This window comes from Arthrobacter sp. NPDC080073 (assembly GCF_040686575.1).
Classification (GTDB): Bacteria; Actinomycetota; Actinomycetes; order Actinomycetales; family Micrococcaceae; genus Arthrobacter.
The window spans coordinates 344,225-364,549 of record NZ_JBFBKR010000001.1; the positions used below are offsets into that span (position 1 = coordinate 344,225).

A 20,325-nucleotide genomic window follows, 5' to 3' on the forward strand; every position below is an offset into this window, starting at 1 on the left:
CATTGCGAGACCTGTCTTTCCCCCGTTGCCATCATCCAACTGACACCATCAGCGTATGAATCAAGGCGACGACGGACACGAGTAGGATCTACCCGTCTTTTACACTCAACCTTGACGTGCGGACAGCGTCACTACTCGTGCGCTACGCGCGAAACGCCAGGATCAAACCCCGGGACGCGGACCGCGGCGAATCCGATCCGTTCGTGGTCAAATGGTGCAATCAGGGCAGTCGGAGTTTAAGGATGGCGGAAGAGAGTGTCCAGGAAACAGGGAAGCGGCACTCCCGTTGCGCCGAGGGAAGGCAGTGCGCGGGACATTCGCCGCCCGCCGTCCCCCGCCAATGGCCCCCGCCGCCGGCTGTCAGCCTTCGCCAAGGCTTGCATCGCCGCAGCCTTGGTGGTGGGGATCGGAGGCGTGCTCGTGTGGCGGTTGACTTCGGAGGCAAACGGCTCTCTCGAACCACCTTGGTTTTCCGGCTACGTCGACGTCACCGTGGTCCCTCAGTACGCTTTCGAAACACCGGTGGGCGAGGGCACCAAGAACGTCACACTGGCGTTCGTGGTGGCAATGGCGGGACAGCCCTGCACACCCAGCTGGGGCAGCACCTACAGCCTCGATGCCGCGAAAAATTCGCTCAAGCTCGAGGAGCGCATCGCCAAGCTGCGCTCGAACGGCGGCGCGTTCGCTGTGTCTTTCGGCGGCTCAGTGAACAGTGAGCTCGCAAACTCCTGCCAGGATGCAGCCGACCTGGAAAGGGCCTACCGGGCCGTCCTGGAGCGCTACAACCCCGAGACCATCGACTTTGACATCGAGGGCGACAACCTCGCGGACAGTGCAGCCTGGCAGCGCCGCGCCGCAGCTATCGCTGCCCTCCAGAAGGAGCGGAGCACGGAAGGGCACGCCCTCTCAATCTGGCTGACCCTTCCGGTGACCCCGCAAGGACTGACCGACGCCGGAACCTCCGCTGTGGACCAGATGCTCGCCGCCGGTGTCCAGCTTGCGGGGGTCAACATCATGACGATGAACTACGGTTCAAGCCGGAGCGCATCGCAAAGCATGCTCGATGCCGGAACGTCAGCGGCCCAGTCCACCCACGATCAGCTCAGCATCATCTATCAGCGTGCAGGAAGTCCCCTCAATAGCGGGCAGATCTGGAGAAAGATGGGGTTGACCCCCATGATCGGCCGGAACGACCTCCCGGGCGAGGTATTTGACCTTGATGCGGCTCGCGGATTCAACTCCTTCGCCATCAGCAAGGGGGTTCAACGGGTGTCCATGTGGTCCTTGAATCGGGATGAGTCGTGCCCGCAGGACACTCCGGAGGATCCGGCCAGCCACGTGTGTAGCGGGATCGATCAAGGAACTCAGCGCTTCTCCGATTTGTTGAGTGCAGGATTCCACGCCAAACTGCCTTGATCCCGCCGGTCAACGGCAGGATCATGTCTGGCTTGGATGTTCCGCCCTGTTCTGGTTCTTGACTTCGGCCGGGCGGGCGAGGTGCCTGCCGTTGCCGTGCTGAAACAGTTTCTTGAGCCACTGCATGGATGCCTCCAGTTTTCGAGGGACTGCGTGTACCGGATTGCTTGGACGGCCCCGGCGGCCGGTGCTACTTCACTTGGCTGACTGTGACGATGTTCAGCCACGGACCCGCGGGAACCTGGTCCCGTGGGACGAACTGCCAGTCGACTTTGTCCGACTCGCCATCGAGCTCGGAGAACCCAAGGCATCCGTTGAGCGCCGGCGAGACGTCCATTCCGGCTCCATTGAACTTCTTGTTGGCAGGACGTGCATCGTTGGAACCGAAAACGTAGTCCTTGTCGTGATACTGGCCCGGACCGGCATCTTCAATCTGCCCGTAGCATTCGCGGTTGCCCATCCGGATCCGGACCCACTGGTTCTTCATGTAGCTGAAGGATCGGTTCTGGGCGTTGCCTGCGAAACCCGGATCGTTGGCCCACGGGATGACGCTCGCCCGTTCCGCGAAGGCGGTGGGATCGTTGACATCATCGAAAGGGAGATCGAGGTAGAACGGGTTCTCCTTTGGAGTCATGCTGCTCGGCGCGTAGCCTTTGGCCTGCGTTCTCGCCTCTGTCTTGCAGCCGTTCGTCACGACGCCGTCACAGCCTCCGTAGCTCTGCATCCATTGGGAGTCGTAAGTGGACGTCACTTGGCTGCCATCTGCCGCGTTGGGGTCAAAGATCTCGCCCACCCAGAAGGTCGTGGACACGATCCCGGTGTGCCAGGGATACCGGCCGGCTGATTGGGTTGGACTCGGGCTCGGGCCCGGTCCACCGCACGCCGCCGTCAGCAGGGTCAGGCAAAATGCAAAGCAGACGGCTGGGCGGTTCCACCGATTCACCCTCGATTTCGCCGGATTCACGATTCACTCCCTTGGGACCTGTCTTAGGTGCTTACCGCAGTGTACGTGGCCTTGGGCGGGAAAACTCAGGAAATTTCCTGGGAAATCCCGCCCGCCTGGCCGTCAGGACGAGCTGCCGTCAGCCTTTCGGGAAATCAATGTTGTAGCGGTACAAGAAGGCAGCCATGGCGTCGCGGTTGATGGCGGTGGTTGGCCTATAGGTGCCGTCGGGGAAGCCCGTAGTGATGCCTGTGGATGCCAACCAACGGATCTCGTTGTAGAACGGAGCACCGGCTGGCACATCGGAGAAGGTCGGTGCGTTCGCCGGCACAGCGGGACTGCCCTTGAGACGATAAAGGAATGCGGCCATTGCGGCCCGGCTCACGGCCTCACCCGGGTGGAAGGTTCCGTCCGGGTACCCTGTCGTGGTCCTGGTGGAAGCCAGCCACCGGATCTCGTTGTAGAACGGAGCACCGGCTGGCACATCGGAGAAAGTCGGTGCGTTCGCCGGCACCGCAGGACTTCCGGAGAACCGGTAGAGGAACGCTGCCATGGCCTCACGGGTGATTGACGTGAGAGGACGGTAGGTGTTGTCAGGCCAACCTTGCGAAATCAAGTTGTTGGACAGCCAACTGATTTCGTCATAGAACGCCGAGGTAGGAGTGACGTCTGTGAAGTGCCTGATGCCTGCACTGTCATAGAGTTCAAAGTCATCCGTGGTCAAGGTGCCATTGCCGAGCAGGTTCAGGCCCAAACTGATGGCCGAAGCACCGGCTGGAAGGGCGGGCGACGTCCACGTCGCGTGGGCCCATGTGGTAGACGCCGGGAAATACGGGCTAGCGGTCCAATACGTCCAGGTGCCCAGCCCCGTGCGGTAATACAGTTCGTATTGAGTCGTCGTCGTCGAGGTATACCAAGCTTTCATCTCATAGGTGTGGCCAGGAGTTGCACTTGGCGCGCACTCGCCCAAGTCGAGGGTTGGCACTAGCTTGGCGTCTCCGCTGACGTGGGCGGACATCACGAGCTGTTCAGCATGGGTCCCGGTGGTGCCCCCGTGCCCGGGGGTTACCGTAGTGAAGGCCGAAGTGTGGCTACCGTAACTGCCCTGGGCCCAGCACTGCGGCAGTCCCGAAGCTACCGGACCGGCGGTTTCCAAGCTGGCGTTCTTGACGAGGTTCCCCGCGGTGACCGGAGGGGGTGCAGCCGGTCCGGCGACAACGGGTTTGACCGCTCCGCCGAGCGTTTCCTGGACCGTTTGGACCGCGATCCGCCCGGCGGCCTTCTCCGCGGCGAGCCACTGTACATATTGGGTGAAAAGCGCTGTGGAAACCGTCAGGGGGTCCGCGATTCCTGAAGTTGGATCGATACCCGTGCCGATGTGGTGGAATGTCACCTGAACCCAGCCACCGCCGGGCTCGGCCTTGGACACCAGGTTCTGCAGGTCAGTCAAGGTCCAAGTGTTGTCCACTTCGTCCGGGGCCTTCGTTTTATATGGATCGGGAGGAGGAAGGGTCTCAGCGAATCCAAGTCCTGCGCTTCCAGGCACAACGCTTTCAAGGTCTCCGAGTCCGCGGGCGCTGTTATATCCGCAAGCCGCAACCGTGCTCTCCACCGCCGGGGTGAGCGACGCGAAGGGGTACGCGAAGTTGGTGATGGTCAATCCCATGTTGGTGAGATTGACGCGGTCGTTGCAGACCTGGCGTTTGACCTCGTCCGCACCCATCTGGGCCAAGTCCGGGTGCGTCACCGTGTGACCGCCGATCTCGTTTCCGTCCGCCTGCAACGCCAGTGCTTGCTGGGTTGTCATGTAGTTCGGAGCGTTGAGGAAGCCCGACGGCGTAAAGAAGGTGCCCTTGAGCCCGTTGCTTTTGAGGATAGCTGCGGCGGGGATCTGATCTGCGTTGGCGTCGTCAAAGGTCAGGGTAATGATGGTGTTCGGCGCTGCGTGCGCGGCCGGTGCTGCTATCCCAAAAACCGACGTCGACATCAGGACGCTCAAAACGCCTGCGAGCCAACGAGATCTTCCCGGAGGGCTCAAGCGTTCGGCCTTGTGGCGAGGTTGAGACATAGACGCCCCCCAGATCCGGTCCATACGGACGCAGCCTTTCTCTTCAAGGTACTTCTTCAGTTCAAGGACTTCAGTTGAACGACGCCGCTTTAGTGGATTCGGTTTCGTTTGGCCGCGGTTCAAGATGCGAGGGTGATCTTCCAACCCGAGGGATCCAGGACTTTTGCCGGCTTGTAGTCGGCCGCGACGTTGAGGATGATTTCATCCAACGTGGTCTTCGGCTCGAAGCCAACCAGCCCGAAGGACTTGCTGTTGTCCGGAACCCGCCGGCGCATGTCCTCGTAGCCTTCCGAGTACGCCTGCTCATAAGGCACCAAGGTGATGGCGCTGGAGCTCCCAAGGAGTTCAACAATCCTTTCGGCCAACGTCAGGATGGAAATCTCGTAGCTGCCGCCGAGGTTGTACGCATTACCGTAGGCAAGCGGTTCCTCGGAAATGCGGACGATGGCGGGAACTATGTCGCCGACGTAGGAGAAGCACCTCGTCTGGTGGCCGTCTCCATATACGGTCAGGGGCTCACCGACGAGCGCCTGCCGCACAAGTCGCGGAACAACCATTCCATAGCGACCTGTCTGCCGCGGACCGACCGTGTTGAAGAGCCGTACGATGGCAACCGGCAACCCGAATTGGCGCCAGTATGCATGGGCAAAGGCCTCGTCAATACCCTTGGCGGCGGCGTAGGTCCACCGGGATTTGAGCGCAGATCCCAGGATGCGGTCCGCTTCCTCCGAGAGGCTGTCCGAGGTGTTCTTGCCGTAGATCTCGCTTGTGGATGCCAGCAGCAGCGAGGCACCTGATTGCAGGACCGAGTCCAGGACCACTTCGGTGCCATGGATATTCGTGCGGAGGCTCTCCAAGGGGTGGTCAACAATCAGATTCACGCCGACGGCGGCGGCCAGGTGGAAGACCCGGTCGGCGCCTGCCACCACCTTGTCCACGGCGTCACGGTCGAGAATGGTGCCCTCGACGAAGTGGAAGTTCCTGTGGCCGATGACGCCTTTGAGATTCTCCAAGCGTCCGGTCGACAAGTTGTCCAGCACGGCGACTTCGTCCCCCGCCGCCAACAAGTACTCAACAAGGTGGCTTCCTATGAAGCCGGCACCGCCGGTTATTGCTGTTTTCATTACTCCTGCTTCCGTCGAAAACCTGGTGGATCTAGAGCCGGGTTACGTTCTCGGCCTTGGGCAAGCGGTACGTCGTGTCCAGGACTGCTGGTGCTCCGGCCAACCAGTCAAGTTCCATCTGGCTGTGCCTCGTGTGCAGGATCACCAGATCCGCACCCCAGTCAGCAGGCGATTGCTCGGACTGGAGTGTTCCGCCGTGCCCATCGGGCGCCGTCTGGCACCAAGGATCGGAGAATGCCACTTCCGCCCCGTCGGCAATCAAGGCGGCAATGATTTCCAGGGCCGGGGATTCCCGGAGGTCTTCGACGTCGGGTTTGTACGCGACCCCGAGCACCATGACGCGGGCACCGGCAACACCGTGGTTGCGGTCCGAGAGGATACGCCGGGCCTTCTCCACCACCTTGTGCGGCCTGCCTGCAATCCCGGCCATCGCTTGCTCGATGACCGGCGCCGTCAAGCGGGCCTTGCGCAATTGCCACAGCAGGTAGTGGGGGTCGCACGGTATGCAGTGTCCGCCGACTCCAGGACCGGGGGTGAACGCCATGAATCCATACGGCTTGGTGGAAGCCGCATCGATAACGTCCATGACTTCCATGTTGAGTTCGTGGCAGATATCAGCGAATTCGTTAGCCAAGGCGATGTTGACGGCCCTGAAGGTGTTCTCCACGAGCTTGGTCATTTCGGCGACATCCGCCGACGGCACAACGTGAACCAGCTTGGTGCTGGCGCTCAGAAGCCGTTCGGCAACTTCGCCGCAGGCCGGGGTCACTCCGCCAACTACCCGGGGGACGTCTTCGTGCGAGAAGGAATCCACGCCAGGGTTGATGCGCTCGGGCGAGAAGGCCACGAACACGTCACGGCCTGGAATAAGTCCCTTGGCAGCCAAGGGCAACGCCAGGAGGTCGCGCGTGGATCCGACGTACGTTGTAGAGGTCAGCATCAGCAACTGGCCAGGGGTGGCGAAATCGACCACCGAGGCACACGCCGCCCGGAGAATCGAGAGGTCCGGAACCAGGTACTCGTCGACGGGGGTGGGAACGCACACAACCACGGCCGCCGCGTGGGCAAGCAACGACAAATCGCTGCTCAGCATGAAGGTCGGGTCCAGCAGCGCGTTGCTGAGCCGCTCCCTGTCGGAGTCCAGGAGATCTGCCCGTTGCTCCCGGATCACGGCCAGGCGGGCGTCGGACACGTCAAGGCCGAGAACACGCCGACCCGATGCGTTGATCGCCAGGGCCGTGGGCAGGCCGACATAGCCCATGCCTACGATCGCCACGTCGAAAGTAAAAGCCTGGTCCTGCGTGGCTATCCGTGTTCCCGCGCCCTCCGGCCAAGCTGGGGCCTGCGTGTGCAAGGACTGCGCGTTCCCGCTGTGCTCTGCCTTGAGGGTCTTTACCTTCGTGTTCGGTGTCATGGTCAGTCGACCTCCCGGTGCCTGTTGTCTCCAGTGTGAAAGAAAGCCGGCGACGAAACGGGACGTGCCCCGGTCTCAGAGGGCACATGACCGCCTGCCGCCGGCTCGTTTGTGGGGGTTCCCGCCGAATGCGGGAGACCGGTTGCATTGGAGTTGACTTCTCGCCGGATTACCGGGTGGTTTTCCTGGAGCAAAGAATTCTTCCTGCGTTTCATCTCGAGACCCACTTATCCCCAAATGAGTGGCGGTTGCCATCAGGAAAAGCGTATTAACGAACCTCCGGGGCGGGCGCGAGTGGGCTCTACCCGTCTTTGGATGCGCGGTCCGTTCCGAGGCCACTGACTACCCGTCCGAGCACTTTTAACCACTCGATTCAGTACTCGTTTTAGGCTCTCGCGCGCCCGCCGTCGTGCCCCCTATTGGAGAGCACGACGGCGGAAGGCGGCTTCGGGAAAAATGGTCGCCCGATCGCAGTGGGCAAGCGGGCCCGCGGGCGGCTAGCCCACGCCCTGCGTGCCGTGCGCACCGTTCATCAGGTCTTCCCGGTGGCTGATGCCAAGCTTGGCGAACATTCGGTACAAGTGACCTTCGACGGTGCGCAATGACAGGCCCAAGCTGAGCGCAATGTCCTTGTTGCTCGATCCCGACTGCACAAGCGTTGCGATTTCCTGTTCGCGCCTGGTCAGCTTCTGGAGATCCGGGGAGCCGCCTTCAACCGCCGGGCCGGCCTTGTCGAGAGCAGCTGTGCGGCGCTTGAGGAGCCGCTGTCCTTCGAGCTGGCGCGCCTTGTCCCCCCTGCTTTCCAGGATCCTCAGGGCGTGGCTGGCGCAGTCGGCGGCGGCAAGCTCCAGTCCGTCCCTGGCTGCCGAATCACTCAGCTCAATGAGGCGATCCGCGTCCTTGTGCGCGAGGGCGATCCCGACGCTCAAGGCGAACTCCGCAGTCCGGCCTTCGCTCCCCTCGGCCACTGCCATCAGCCGACGCGCCACACCGGGGTCACCCAGCCTCAGGACCAGCATCAGGATGTCGATCTCAGCACCGATAGCTCCGTCCGCGGCCGCGGAATCGGCCAGGGACATGAGTCTCGCGATCGCCGTTTGCGTTCCGGTATGCTCGGCTCGCGCCACTGCCGCATGCCCTTGTGCCAGCAGCGACGGGTGAACGCCTTCCCGGATCAATGCGTCGTATTCGCTTGAGTACGTCATGGCGGTGTCACGGCGTTTCAGGATCGACGCCGCGTACGCGGCGGCAGCAACGGCGTCGGGCAGGTCGCTTCCCATGTCGGAGACCCGCAGCATGCTGACCGCCTGGCGGAGCCGTGGCAGCGCCACCCCGAGGTCTCCGCGGCGCAGGTCCACCATCCCGGCCGCCAGGTGGAACATCCCGCCTGAATAGATCAGGGAGTTCGGTGCTTGGGAAACATGGTTCTGGAGGAACGTTTCAAGAACACCGAACTCGCCTGCCTGTTGCAAGGCCAGGATGTAGCGGCGCATCACCATTCCGGCGTACTGGAGGCTCCAGTCGCCGCTCGTGGCGACCATCTCCTGGATCTCCATCAGGATCTGGATGGCGGAAACCGGCCGTCCCGTGACCGCCATGGCCTCTGCGAGGAGGGTGCCCGCCACGAGGCGGGACTCGTCGTCGTCCGCTTCTTTCCAGATCTGGCGGAGTTCCCGCTCCGTCTCGATGTGGTGGCCTTCGGCTTGGAGGCCCTCCAGCGAGAGGAGCCTGCTCCCCAGCTTCCCGCGTTCCAGCTCACCAGGGTCGATGCCCTGGCGGGATTCGGCGAGCCTGGCCAGGGCCGCCTCCCATTCGTACGCTGCCTGTTTGATGGCGTTCGGCCCGACGCCTTGTCGCCCGGAAAGCTGGGCTGCCAACATCGATGCCTGACGGACTGTCCGCGGATCATTGGTCCGGTCCACGACCCCGGCAAGCGAGGACACCGCACCCCTGATGTCGCCCCGGTACCATTTGGCGCGTGCCACCTCCACCTGCGCTGCCAGTCTCAGGGACGGATCCTTGATTGCGCCGGCTACCCGTTCCACGTAGCTGGGGATGAACAAGCGGTTGGCCAGCTGGGCCGCTTCCAGGATCTCGGAGTCCGGAACCTCGGTGCCCGATTCCAATCCCCAGGAGACGAAGCGCAGCAGTCCGTCCATGGTCTGCGGCTTGGACTCCATGAGGTTCACGATGCGCCGCCGGATGGTCATGCTGTGGGCGGTCGGGACCAGCTGGCGGATCACTTCGCCAACCAGCGGCTGGGCCAGCCGGACATGCCGGGCGGGGTCGGACGCGATCTCGATGAAATGCAGCTCCTGCAGTTCGTCCACGGCGCTGGAGTCGCTGGCCTGTTGCACGACGTTGAGCGGGACGGGCTCCGCCAGCGCCACGGTCTCCAGGGTCTCCCGCTGTGCGGCGCCCAGCATCAGGATCTGGTTGCGGACAAGGTCCATCAAACGCACGCTGGTGCCCCGGAGCTCGCCCGAAAGCATCCAGGCGTCGTTGCGGCAGACCAACTGGCCCGAGGACTTGGCGTGCTCAATGAGTTCCAGCAGGAACATCGGGTTTCCGCCGGAGTACTTGCCAAGGACGGCGCTGGTCCCTTGGACGACGGGCGCATCCAAGGCCTGGGCGCAGAGTTGGTTGACTTCCTGCTCGTTGAGTGGCTGCAGGTCGAATCGGTCCACGAGCCCCTCGGACCACATCGAGAAAACCTCTGCAGGCGGTGCGGGATACGGGCGGCACAGGAACACGACTTTGGCGGCTTCCGCAGCAGCCAACTGTGCCAGGACAGCCACGCTGCTGTCATCGATGTGATGTGCGTCCTCGACGATCAGGACGGCTGGTGCCGGATGCGGCTGGCCTGCCGGGTTCAACGCCGCGACGACGGCCCTCAGGACCGACAACGGTTCATTGATCTGGCTCGGGGTCAAGGCTGTCAGCAGCGGTGCCAGGGCGGCAAACGGTACCGAGGCGAGGGTGGGACCGGCAAAGACCCGGAACGGGCGGACACGTTGCCCCAATTCCTGGACCACTTCGTTAATCAGTGCCGTCTTGCCGATGCCTGCGTCGCCAAAGAGCAGGACCCCGGGGCCATTGACATCGAGAAGGCAGTCGACAACGGCTGCCATCACGTTGAATCGCCCTATGAGCGCATCGGCCGAAACCACTTCAGTCATTTCGCACCACCTTCGACGTTGCCAAGCGCGAAGCTCAGCTCGGAGCGTTCCACGATTTTCAGCTTGCCGAAGATCTGGTACAGGTGCCCCTCCACCGTGCGTACTGAAACATGGAGCTTCGCGGCGATACCTTTGTTGCTCTCCCGGTTCGCCGCCAGCCTGGCGATCTCCATCTCGCGGGCCGTCAGCTTCAAGCCCTCCTGGTTGCCGCTTTGCGGGGTGCGCAAGCGCTGCCGGCACGTCTCCGCGAGCTGGCGTGCCTTCCGGAGGGCCGTCTTGTCCGACTGGACCTGGTCCATGTGCAGGACGGTTTCGGCGATATCGAAGGCGAACCTGTCGTTCTGCATGTCTTCTGCCAACCGTGCTGCCTCAAGAAGAAGCTCCGCGCTTCCGGACATCGTCGCCCGTGCGTACGCAACGCACAGTTCGGCGAATCGTCCCTGGCAGCGGAGGGCCGAGTCCAACAGCCGTGGAGCGGATGCCGCCGCGCCGAGCCGGACGGCTGAACTGAGGCAGAAGATCTCGTGACCGGGGGCACCCTCGTCCCGGTCGGCGTCGGCCAGGTTGAAGAGCTCCTCGACGGCGGCCTCCGGGCCGTTGACGCGTTCCCGGGTCAACGCCGCGAGGTATCTCTTCGTCCGCTCTTTCCGCCACGTCGGCCGGCGCAGCTGGGTGGAAGCTTCCTTCAGGTAGCGCACGGCCTGGTCATGGTCGCCTTGCAAGGCCGAGGCGTAGGCCGCTGCCGTGCAGGCGACATCCAGCATGCCTTCGTTGTCCTGGACCCGCAACTGGCTTATCACCGGAATGAGGGCTTCCAGACCGTCCTGGCCCCGCCCCTGGAGGCACCGGAAGATCGCTTTGGGAAGATCGATCGCCGTGGGCAGCGCCTCGGCCGCTGAGGCCAAGAGGTCATCGCCGGGTTGGACCATCTCCGCCTCCTTGTCCCACCGTCCGGCAAGTACGAAGGCGAACCGCAGCCGCGATGTGGCGCGTCGGGCTGCGGCGACCGAAACAGCGGGATCATGGCAGTCAGCCGCCAGCTGTTCCGCCATGTCCGCCGCCTCGGATTGCCGTCCCGTCAGGGCCCATGCCTCGCACAGCCAGCTTCCGGCAAGGAGGCGGAACTCGGTGCCGTGCGATTCAAAGTCTTGAAGGACCTCCTCCAGTCTTGCTGCCATCTCAGCGTAGGAACCCGAATAGCTGGCTGCCTGCGATTCGGCCAGGACAAGCTCCTCCCGCAAGGTGGCGATGTCCTGCCCTTCGCCGGCCGTGATCGTTTCGTCCTCGAGCCGCCGACGGACGTGTGCCAGCGTCTCGGAAGCTTGGGCCGTGGTTTCGGGAAGGGCCAGAAGGATCGCCGCCTCGGCCAGCTTGAGCCGGACCCATTCGGCAAGGGTGACGCCATCCCCGGGTTCATGCGGCTGAAGATTCAGCAGGTCCCTGGCCCCGGCGAGATCACCGAGTGTCATCATCGCGCGGGCTTCCTCGGCTACTGCCCCGGGCACCGTGGAGTGGCCCGGGATGGACCGGACCAAGCGCAGGGCCAGCCGGGCCTCAAGTTGCCGGTTCGCCGCCGCGGCCGCTTCCAGCGTTTCTTCCCGTCCCAGCTTGGCTCCGCAGTCTAATGCCCAGGCGGCCATGGACAGCAACATCGAGCGTTGGCCCAGGGCCGGATCCATCGACTTGAGGAGCAGGCGCCGGAGTTCGTTGCTGCGGCCGGGGGGAACGTTCGCCCGGACCACGTCACCCACCAGCTGGCTTTGGAGCCGAGCCATCCTGGGCAGCGAATCGTCGACGACGAGGACGCCCCTTTTCTCTAGGGAATCCACATCGTCCGCCGATGCCAGTGCCAGCAGGGATTCCAGGGGCACGGCCCTCGCCAGTGAAAGGACCTCCAGGACTTTGCGCTCACCATCGCCCATCCGCCCGAGCCGCGTGGTGATGAGGTCGGTGATTGCCCTGCCGTGCTGTTCGCTCCGGGATGTCAGGACCCAGACGCCGTCGCTTTTCAGGAGCGAACCCGATTCGGCGAGCTCCGCGGCGAGCATCTTGAGGTAGTGGGGGTTGCCCCCGCTGGCTGTCCACAGGGCATGGGCGCCGGACGGAGAGACCTGTGCTCCCAGCCCGGCCTCGAGCCAGGCGTGCGATTCATGGAAAGTCAGTGGTTTGAGGTCTATGCGGTGCAAGAACCCATCGCCGCAAAGCCGGGTGATCTCCCCGCCGAGCCGCTGCGGGTCTGTGCAGGTGAGGACAAGCTGCGCCGTGCCGTTCCTCGCGAGCTGGGCCACCGTCATCGCCGCCAACTCATCAAGCTCGGCCGCGTTTTCAATGACCAGGTACACCGGCTTTCCCTCGGAACGCTCACGGAGCAAATTGGTGAGCGCAGACAACACCAGGACGGGATGGGCCAGGTATCCCGGGTCAAGATCGCTCAAAAGGATATTGAGGGCGCCGTACGGTGATCTCGCCAACGCTGCGCTGCCGCGGATGACGACGACGAACGAGTGCCCGCGTAGTTCGTTCACGGCGCGCGTAGTCAAGTAGCTCTTGCCGCTCCCCGACGGCCCCGTAACAAGGACGCCACCCTTGGAAGCTGCTAGCGCAAGCGCGATGTCCTCGACAGCGGCTCTGGGTCCAATCGGCGGCCACGCCGTCGAAATTGCCGATTTGCCTTCGGTTCCATCAGGCGAGGACGGAGTCGAAGATCCGGCGAATGCCTGGTACCTGGACCGGGTCCCGGATCGAACGGCGTGGACCGTAGATGCACTGCCTGCTGTCAACATGAGCGAGACCCCCAGTGATCGAGTGGTGACACCCCCCAATTAACCAGCTGGCCGTCAGGCCCACACCAGTAGTGAGTACTCGACTTTCATTCACCCGCATACTCGTATGCGGGTGTGAGTACCTTTGCCCCGGGCTGCTGGTACTCGTCGCGGGCAGTGGCCGGCGGTCGAATCGAGAGTGCACTACTACTGCCTTGCGGCCATTCCCGGCTTCAGCTTGTACTCGGTGCTCCCTGTGCGACGGCGGCGGCCCCTGCAAGTTCGTCCCGGCCGGTGATCCCCAATTTCGAATAGCACCGGTAGAGATGCCCTTCAACGGTCCGGACCGAGATAAGCAGCGTGTCTGCAATCTGCCGGTCGCTGAGGCCCTGGACCGCAAGATTGACGATGTCCCATTCCCTCTTGGTCAGCTTCGGAACCACGGACTCGTTGTGTGTTTCCTCGCCGCCCTTGCCCAGTTCTTCGTTGCAGCGCGCCAGCCCCGCGCGCGCAACGGCACTGAGCTCTTTGGTGCTGCCGCGATCCGGTGCCGCCAGCGCGAGGCCATACGCCTTCGCGGCTAAATGGTAGACGGTGGCCGCCTGTAGTTTCTCTCCTGCGGATAGATACCGGGCAGCGCCCCCGAGTTCAAGTGCCCGCCCGTATTCGGCGAGCGCTTGCGCCCATTCCCCCTCCGTCGCAGCCGCGGTTTCACAGAACCGGTCCAGCCTGCTGATGTCCCCCAGGCCAAGCGCAAGCTCCAGCGCATGAAGTTCAAGGTACGTGGCGTTTTCCTTCGCCGCGTTGTCAGCGTTGCGGTGCAACGCCTCCAGGCCGGAGCCGTCGGCGTTGAGGAGTTCCAGTGCGGCGTCGAAGAAACTGTTTGCCTGTGACGCGAGAAGGTGGGTGCTGTGTTGTTCCCAGGCCTTATAGTCAGCCCGGAACCGTTCGGCTTCAGGCAACCCGGCGCTGGCTGCGGCATAGAAGGCCATGGCAGCACACAGTCCGAAGAGATTCTGCGGGTCGCTGTCCCTCAATGCTTCCAGTCCGGCAGTCAGCAACGGCAAGGCGTCGCCGGATTTTCCCTGCCTGATGGCGATGTACCCGGCCACCACGTAGGCCGCCCCGCCGAAAGATGCCATCAAGACACCCGACGATTCGTAATAGCTGTCGAGGAGCTTTTGTGCGTCGGTCCAGTCACCTACGGCCAATGCGCAAATGACGAGGCGGGCGGAAATGAAGTCCGGGATGAAGAAGACATCGTTCTCTTGGGGCTGAGCCAGGGCGGCAGCCTCGAGAACCAACAGCCTTGCCTGGTGCCCGCGGCCGAGGGCGCACAGCATTTCTGATTTCAGGGCCAACGCGAGGGCCCTGCAGAGGGGGGCCAAAGAGCCTTCCACTGTTCCCGACTGAAGAAGCACGCGCTCCAGTTCGGGGCCCATCCTCCCGTAGTCGCCGTCCACGGAGCCGGCAAGAAGCCCGATCATGGTGACGGCGAGCGGTACCGCGGCTTTCGCGTCCGGCGTCCGCTGCCCCTCGAGGCCAGGCTGCTGTTCGCCCCATTCGCGGAGTCGTTCGGCTTCCGCCCGGATCAAGGAAGCGGACTGCCCGACGGCGGCACGCGTGACCGCGCGCAGAAGGCTGGCGGATACAACCTGGGAGGGTCCGGCGTCGCCATCCAACGTTTCCTGGGCCAAGACTGCCGCGGCCTCGTCCCGGCGTCCGAGATTGAAGTATGACCGGGCCATAACCGCCTGAGCAACCGATTGCCATTGCGTGTCGCGCACCGCGGCCGCCATGCGCAATGCCGTCTCGCTCTGCAGTAGCCTCGCCGAGAGGACCGCCGCCCGGATCAAAAGTCGGTCTGGTACGTCCGCCCCGCAGTCAAGTGACCATGTCACCATCCGCAACAAGGAATCCGGGTTGTCCTCCAATACATCCATCCGGGAGATCAGTTGCCGATGCAGTTGGAGGCTCTGCGCGGCCGGAACGATGCTTCTGAGCACCTCTCCGTAGACTGGATTGACGAGCCGGAGGGTTGGCAACCCATTGCCCGCAGGCTTGATCAAATGCTGGTCCATCAGCTCCTGGACGGCCGCTTCTCCGGCCACAACATTGATCAACGTCTCGTCCACCGGTTCCGCCAATGCAATCAAGCTCAAGGCTTCCCTGGCCGCGGCCGAAATACGCATCAGCTGAAGTTTGACGGCGGCCTCCAGCTTCACCGTGTGGACCGGTGTTGCGGTCGTCTTGAGCCAAACACCGTGTCTCTGAACGAGGGTACCCGAGCTCTCGGCTTCGCGGACAAGGGTCTTCAGAAGAAGGGTGTTGCCTCCTGCTTCGGTCCAGAACCCATGGCTCGTGCTGTTCAGGACGATCCCCCCGAGCAGTGCCTCGCACAGTTCGTGGCCTTGTTCAGCAGTCAATGGCTCCAGGTCAAACCACTCTGCGGTTCCCTCGTGCCACAACCGCAAGAGCGTCCCGGGAACTCCCGGCCGTGGAACGCAGGCGGCCACGATTTTGGCCCATCCGGCCTGGACAAGCTCGGTCAGCATCGCGCACGTGGCATCGTCCAGGTAGTGCGCGTCATCGACAAGCAGCAAAGCCGGTCCGGTACCTACCCGGATGGCCTCGAGGTGATCCCAGAGTGAGCGAAGCACAGCGACCCGGGAGGATATGTCAGCAAGTGAAAGATGGGAAAGAAATGGCGCCAGCACCCCATACGGGACAGCAGTCAGTGACGGACTTCCGTGAATCGGAACGACCGCAAGTTCGCCGGCAAAGACGCTGCCCAGCTGGGCCAGGAGAGATGACGCGCCGAGTCCGGAATCGCCCACGATGAAGACTGCCGAACAATCATCGGTACGGATGGCGGCTGTAATTCCAGGAAGCAAGTGCCCAAAATCGAGCCAGGGTTCAGGCGGCCTAGTACCGCTTTCTCCGACATGACCGTGCACCATCGCAGCGTTGTCATGACTGCGCGGTTCCTTCAAGCTCGCTCCTCGATGAGATTCCCATTTTCGTGAAGATTTGGTAGAGGTGGCCTTCGACTGTGCGAACCGAAACTTGCAACTGGTTGGCTACCTCTTTGTTACTCAACCCTTGACTGGCCATCTTTGCAACCTGACGCTCCCTTTCCGTCAGTTCCGGTCCGAAAGTGTGCGGTGTCAAGGGCAGTACCGGCACGGTACCGATCAGGCGGTCCAGCCGTTGCTGGGCCAGCCTGGCGGACCCGGAATCGCCGGCTTCCCGGGCGATGTCCAAGGCCAGAACGGCACAGCGCGACTCCACGGCGTCCAACTTCAGTTCCTGAGCGACCGAAGCGGCAAGAAGCAGCGTCTTCGGGTCCTTCTTGCGTGTTCCCTCCGCGACCATCCGGTTCACTGCGGCCATCTTGCCCTGGCGACGGGATGAGACCTGCTCCAGGAGCAACAGCTCCTCTTCGGTGCCGTGGACGGTCGCGCCGAAAAGGCTGATCGATGCCGTGGTGATCCGTCCCTTCGCCAAATCCCGGTTGGCCGACTCGATGAGACTCTGTTTCGCCCCGGGATCCTTCAGCCAGCGCCTTGCCATCTTGACGCAGAATTCGGCCATCCAGGCGGGAAACCACGCCGTTTCCCCTTGTCCATTCTCAGCCAGTTCGAGGAAAGTCCGGGATTCCTTCACGTCGCCGGCCTGGGCGTAGGCAAAAGCGAGCGCGGAGTAGGCCAAGGCTGGTCCGTAGTAGTTGCGCCTGATCTCCAGCTGCGCCTGGGCCCCCAGCAGGGTGTCGATCGCGACTGAAGCCCGTCCGGCATAGGTGTAGGAAACGCCCAGGGCCAGTTCGGCGGCACCGCCAAGGTAGTGGATGTTCTTTGGTTGCTGATCGAGGGTCGCCGTCAGCATCCGGGCCAGTTCTTCCCACTGTCCGCTGCAAAGGAGTGCGGCAAACAAGCCTTCTGACAACCAGTTGTGCAAGCGCGGCCGCGCCTTTGCGCGCTGTATCTTGTGCTTCAACTCGCGCGCCAGCTCGATGGCTTCCATTTCCCTGCCGAGCACTGCCCAGGCCATGGTCAGCAGGCTCCCGCAGCTCAACCTTTGTTGAAGATCATTCCCATCCCGGTACTCCTGCTCCAAGGCCTCTGCGACCTCGGCATATTCGCCCTGATGGACCTGGAGCTCGAAACTCGCGAGCCTGAGCATGCCGCGTGCCCGTTCAATTTCCGTGGCATCCGCTCCGACCTCTTGCGACCGGCGGGAAAGGTCCTCCGCGGCCTCGGCGATCAGGCCGGGTATCTGGAGGTGCCCACCCGGAATCCACAACAGCGCACTGCAGAGCTCCTGGACATAGTCCGCATAGTCATATGCCGGGAGGCGCCGAAGCTGCTCGGGCGTCACATCCTTCAAAGCTGCCACCGCGGCCTCGTGCTCGGCCAGAATGACGTGGGAAACACAGCGTTGCTGTGCGGCAGCCACCCATTCCTTGTCCTCGCGCCCGATCTGCCGGGCGCATTCCAAGGCGAACCAAGGATCGAACTGCCTGTTCGCTGCCGTCGCAGCCGCCAGGGCGACTCCGGGTTCAAGGGTTTCGCGGACGTTCAGCGTCGAGGAGGCAAAGCCCAGGAGTGCCTCGGCATCCAGGTCCCAGGTAATGCTGCCGATCACCCCGGCGGCGAGCCGCCGCAGTTCATTCCGCCGCGGCAGGTCCATCCAGCCCCGAATGACCTCACCCATGTACTCGTCGCGCAGCGCCACCCTGCGGGCGCCTGACGGTTCGATGCGCAGGTATCCGGACCACTCCATCTCGGCGACCACGTCAGCTTCCAGGACGTCCAACAGCACGGCCAGAGGGGCGGTTCGAATGAGGGCGAGCAGCTCCAGCGCTTCCTGGACCGCAGGGCTCTCCCGGGCCAGGCGCGAGCGGACCAGGTCGGTCAGGATTTCCGCGGAAGAAAGGTGGATTTCGCCCTTCATTGCCCAAACCTGCCCGGCCAGATGCAGGTTGCCTGAGCGGAGCTGTTCAGTCACGATGGCTTGGAGTACCAGGGGGTTTCCACCGCTGGAGGCGTGCAAGGCGCTTGCAGCCGTAGCGGTCACTCGTTTTCCAAGGACGCCGCTGAGCAGTTTGGCAACTTCCGCGCGGGAAAAAACCTGAAGTTGGACCTCCTCCAGGAGGCCGTCTTTCAATAGCCTGACCAGGTCTTCCGGCATGTCTGTGGCTTGGCGGACAGTGACGAGGACTTTTGCAGTCCCACTGATTAACAAGTGCACCAAAAGGGCCGTGCTCATGCTGTCCAAAGCCGGAAGTTCCGACAGGACCAAAAGCACTTCGCGTCCCGCGGCGTCCGAACATATCAAATGCGAGATGCCGTAAATGATCGCGGCAGGAGAATCCGCGGCGTCGGCGGGCAGCCGGGCGACCAGATGGGCCACCGCGCCAAACGGAGTAGTGACGTCCGTGGAGCCGTGGAGGTGCAGTACGTGGGTCCTTGGAGTGAGCCGGGCCTCTACTGAACGGGCAAAAGTCGCCTTGCCGACGCCCGGCGCGCCAACCACCACCACTCCGTACAACGACGGGTCGCCGAGCGCTTCGATAACCTTGTTCTGGAGATCCTGCCGGACCAGCGACGACCATTTTCGACGTTCTGCAGCGCCCAGGGCTTGCCGCTCCGTCGCGTGCCGCTCTGTTTCAGATTCCGATGTTGCTCGCAATTTAGATCACGCTACCTTCGCAGCTCTGGCGGACGTGACGTTCAGCGGGTCGTTTGCTTTTGTATTTCCTCTTCACCCCCAGAGTGATTTGCAAAGTATCATAGCGATCGGCGCGAATCAATTAGTCGCGGACGAACGATCAGGGTACTTGTTAACCACTGAATTGAGTCAGCGGGCTAGGCCTTGACGGGGTGGAACTTCTGCTGGGCGGCAAGCAAACCTTCGGTCATCAATACCTCCACAGCATCCGCCGCTTCATCCAGGAGGAAGGGAAGCTCCTTCTTCTCGGAGGCGCCAAAATCCCTGAGGACATAATCCGCGGTGTCCATCCTCCCGGGTGGCCTGCCCACCCCCACGCGAACCCGGAAGTAGTCCTTTGTCGCCAAAGCCTTGGAAATATCCCGCAGGCCGTTGTGCCCGCCTTCCCCGCCACCGATCTTCAATTTAACGGTGTTGAAGGGAATATCAATTTCGTCGTGGACGGCAATGACGTGATCCGGAGCGATATCGAAGAACCTGGCAAGGCCGGAAACAGGTCCCCCGGAGACATTCATATAACTCATCGGTTTCGCCAGTACCACCCGAGGCCCCCCGATCCCGAGCCTGCCCTCGACCACCTGGGCCCGGGCCTTGTGGGCCTTGAAGCTTCCGCCCATGCGCGAGGCAAGCTCGTCCAGGACCATTTGGCCGACGTTGTGGCGGTTGTGGCTGTATTCAGCGCCGGGATTGCCAAGGCCTACGATCAGCCAAGTGTCTGTCATGGAGTCATCCTAGGGAATCAAGAGGGTGGAATGAAAAAGAAGTGGCCGGGCCCCTCAGGACCCGGCCACTCGCAAAGGCAAACGCCTCGATTAGTCGGAACGACTACTCAACCGAACGACTAATAAAGAGAAAGACTACTCAGCGGCAGGAGCTGCCTCTTCTTCAGCCTCCGAAGTGGCCTCCGAGATGTTGATGATGAGGGTCTCGGGATCGGTAAGCAGTTCCGAGCCGCTCGGCAGGACGATGTCCGAAGCGTGGACGTGCTCGCCGGCCTTGCGGCCTTCAATGCTGATTTCGACGAAGGTCGGCAGGTGCGTGGCCTCGGCTTCGAGGGAAACCGTGGTGGCTTCCTGGTTGGCGACTGCGCCAATGGCAGCTTCACCGATAACGTGGACGGCCACGTCAACGGTGACCTTCTCGCCCTTGCGGACGGTCAGGAGGTCGATGTGCTCGATGATCTGCTTGATCGGGTCGCGCTGGATGTCCTTCACGAGTGCCAGGTGCTCTTCGCCGTTGACGTCGAGGGACAGCAGGGCGTTGGAAACGCGGACGGCCAGGGTGGTGGCGCGGCCCGGGAGGTTGATGTGGATGGGCTCAGCGCCGTGGCCGTAGATGACGGCCGGGATCTGGCCGGCTGCACGGGCGCGGCGGGCGAAACCCTTGCCGAATTCGGTGCGCAGTTCTGCTGCGAGCTTCTGCTCAGACATGTGTACTCCTTGATTACTGTGGCGCCGGCAAATTGCCGGCAAGTCGATCAGCAAGGGCGGAGGTCTGTGGTGACCTTCCACGCCCGGCGGAATGCCAGCCGCTCAGCAGCAGGTTCAGTCCGCCTTCGTTGAAGGAGATTCAGACCCAGTCGATAACGGAGACCCGCAATCCGGAACTAACCCGGATGTGCTCTCCCTCGCCAAGGTATCCCCAAGAGTTTAGCAGCCGCGTCCCGCCAAAGGGAAAACGGCCCCGGCC

11 protein-coding genes are annotated in these 20,325 nt (G+C 62.8%); 1 reads left to right on the forward strand and 10 read right to left on the reverse strand.

Going from position 1 to position 20,325, the window contains the following annotated elements; genetic code table 11:
• The first annotated feature begins 255 nt into the window (after positions 1 to 255).
• Positions 256 to 1,416 carry a chitinase gene (locus AB0O52_RS01625; RefSeq protein WP_364532391.1) on the forward strand — a complete coding sequence of 387 codons (1,161 nt, stop codon included), beginning with the start codon at positions 256 to 258 and terminating at the stop codon, positions 1,414 to 1,416.
• Between the two features lie 190 nt (positions 1,417 to 1,606).
• Here AB0O52_RS01625 and AB0O52_RS01630 read toward each other — a convergent pair whose 3' ends face one another.
• The 10 genes from AB0O52_RS01630 to AB0O52_RS01675 all read right to left on the reverse strand — a co-directional run bounded on the left by AB0O52_RS01630 (position 1,607) and on the right by AB0O52_RS01675 (position 20,066).
• Positions 1,607 to 2,227: a hypothetical protein gene (locus AB0O52_RS01630; RefSeq protein ID WP_364532394.1), complete on the reverse strand. Its 621-nt coding sequence runs from the start codon at positions 2,225 to 2,227 to the stop codon at positions 1,607 to 1,609.
• 271 nt (positions 2,228 to 2,498) lie between these two features.
• Positions 2,499 to 4,358 carry an S-layer homology domain-containing protein gene (locus tag AB0O52_RS01635; RefSeq protein WP_364532397.1) on the reverse strand — a complete coding sequence of 620 codons (1,860 nt, stop codon included), beginning with the start codon at positions 4,356 to 4,358 and terminating at the stop codon, positions 2,499 to 2,501.
• A gap of 188 nt (positions 4,359 to 4,546) precedes the next feature.
• Positions 4,547 to 5,551, reverse strand: a complete 1,005-nt coding sequence (locus tag AB0O52_RS01640; RefSeq protein WP_364532400.1) for a GDP-mannose 4,6-dehydratase — start codon at positions 5,549 to 5,551, stop codon at positions 4,547 to 4,549.
• A 31-nt stretch (positions 5,552 to 5,582) separates the two neighbouring features.
• Positions 5,583 to 6,965, reverse strand: a complete 1,383-nt coding sequence (locus AB0O52_RS01645) for a nucleotide sugar dehydrogenase (protein ID WP_364532403.1) — start codon at positions 6,963 to 6,965, stop codon at positions 5,583 to 5,585.
• 497 nt (positions 6,966 to 7,462) lie between these two features.
• Positions 7,463 to 10,144 (reverse strand): LuxR C-terminal-related transcriptional regulator, encoded by a 2,682-nt coding sequence (locus AB0O52_RS01650; RefSeq protein ID WP_364532406.1) that lies wholly within the window; start codon positions 10,142 to 10,144, stop codon positions 7,463 to 7,465.
• A complete protein-coding gene (locus AB0O52_RS01655) occupies positions 10,141 to 12,927 on the reverse strand; it encodes a LuxR C-terminal-related transcriptional regulator (RefSeq protein WP_364532409.1) in 2,787 nt (928 codons plus the stop codon). Before AB0O52_RS01655 ends, AB0O52_RS01650 begins: the two co-directional genes overlap by 4 nt.
• A gap of 212 nt (positions 12,928 to 13,139) precedes the next feature.
• On the reverse strand, positions 13,140 to 15,800 hold the full coding sequence (locus tag AB0O52_RS01660) for a LuxR C-terminal-related transcriptional regulator (RefSeq protein ID WP_364532412.1): 2,661 nt from the start codon (positions 15,798 to 15,800) through the stop codon (positions 13,140 to 13,142).
• Between the two features lie 76 nt (positions 15,801 to 15,876).
• Complete coding sequence (locus AB0O52_RS01665; RefSeq protein ID WP_364532415.1) at positions 15,877 to 18,597, reverse strand: LuxR C-terminal-related transcriptional regulator; 2,721 nt, start codon at positions 18,595 to 18,597, stop codon at positions 15,877 to 15,879.
• A 176-nt stretch (positions 18,598 to 18,773) separates the two neighbouring features.
• Positions 18,774 to 19,358, reverse strand: a complete 585-nt coding sequence (gene pth / locus AB0O52_RS01670; protein WP_364532418.1) for an aminoacyl-tRNA hydrolase — start codon at positions 19,356 to 19,358, stop codon at positions 18,774 to 18,776.
• Positions 19,359 to 19,493: 135 nt separating this feature from the next.
• A complete protein-coding gene (locus AB0O52_RS01675; protein ID WP_364532421.1) occupies positions 19,494 to 20,066 on the reverse strand; it encodes a 50S ribosomal protein L25/general stress protein Ctc in 573 nt (190 codons plus the stop codon).
• Positions 20,067 to 20,325: the final 259 nt, after the last annotated feature.

Coding starts and splice junctions, on each gene's coding strand:
- AB0O52_RS01655 (WP_364532409.1), bottom strand. CDS start 12,927: ATGTTGACAGCAGGCAGTGCATCTACGGTCCACGCCGTTCGATCCGGG.
- AB0O52_RS01645 (WP_364532403.1), bottom strand. CDS start 6,965: ATGACACCGAACACGAAGGTAAAGACCCTCAAGGCAGAGCACAGCGGG.
- AB0O52_RS01675 (WP_364532421.1), bottom strand. CDS start 20,066: ATGTCTGAGCAGAAGCTCGCAGCAGAACTGCGCACCGAATTCGGCAAG.
- AB0O52_RS01650 (WP_364532406.1), bottom strand. CDS start 10,144: ATGACTGAAGTGGTTTCGGCCGATGCGCTCATAGGGCGATTCAACGTG.
- pth (WP_364532418.1), bottom strand. CDS start 19,358: ATGACAGACACTTGGCTGATCGTAGGCCTTGGCAATCCCGGCGCTGAA.
- AB0O52_RS01640 (WP_364532400.1), bottom strand. CDS start 5,551: ATGAAAACAGCAATAACCGGCGGTGCCGGCTTCATAGGAAGCCACCTT.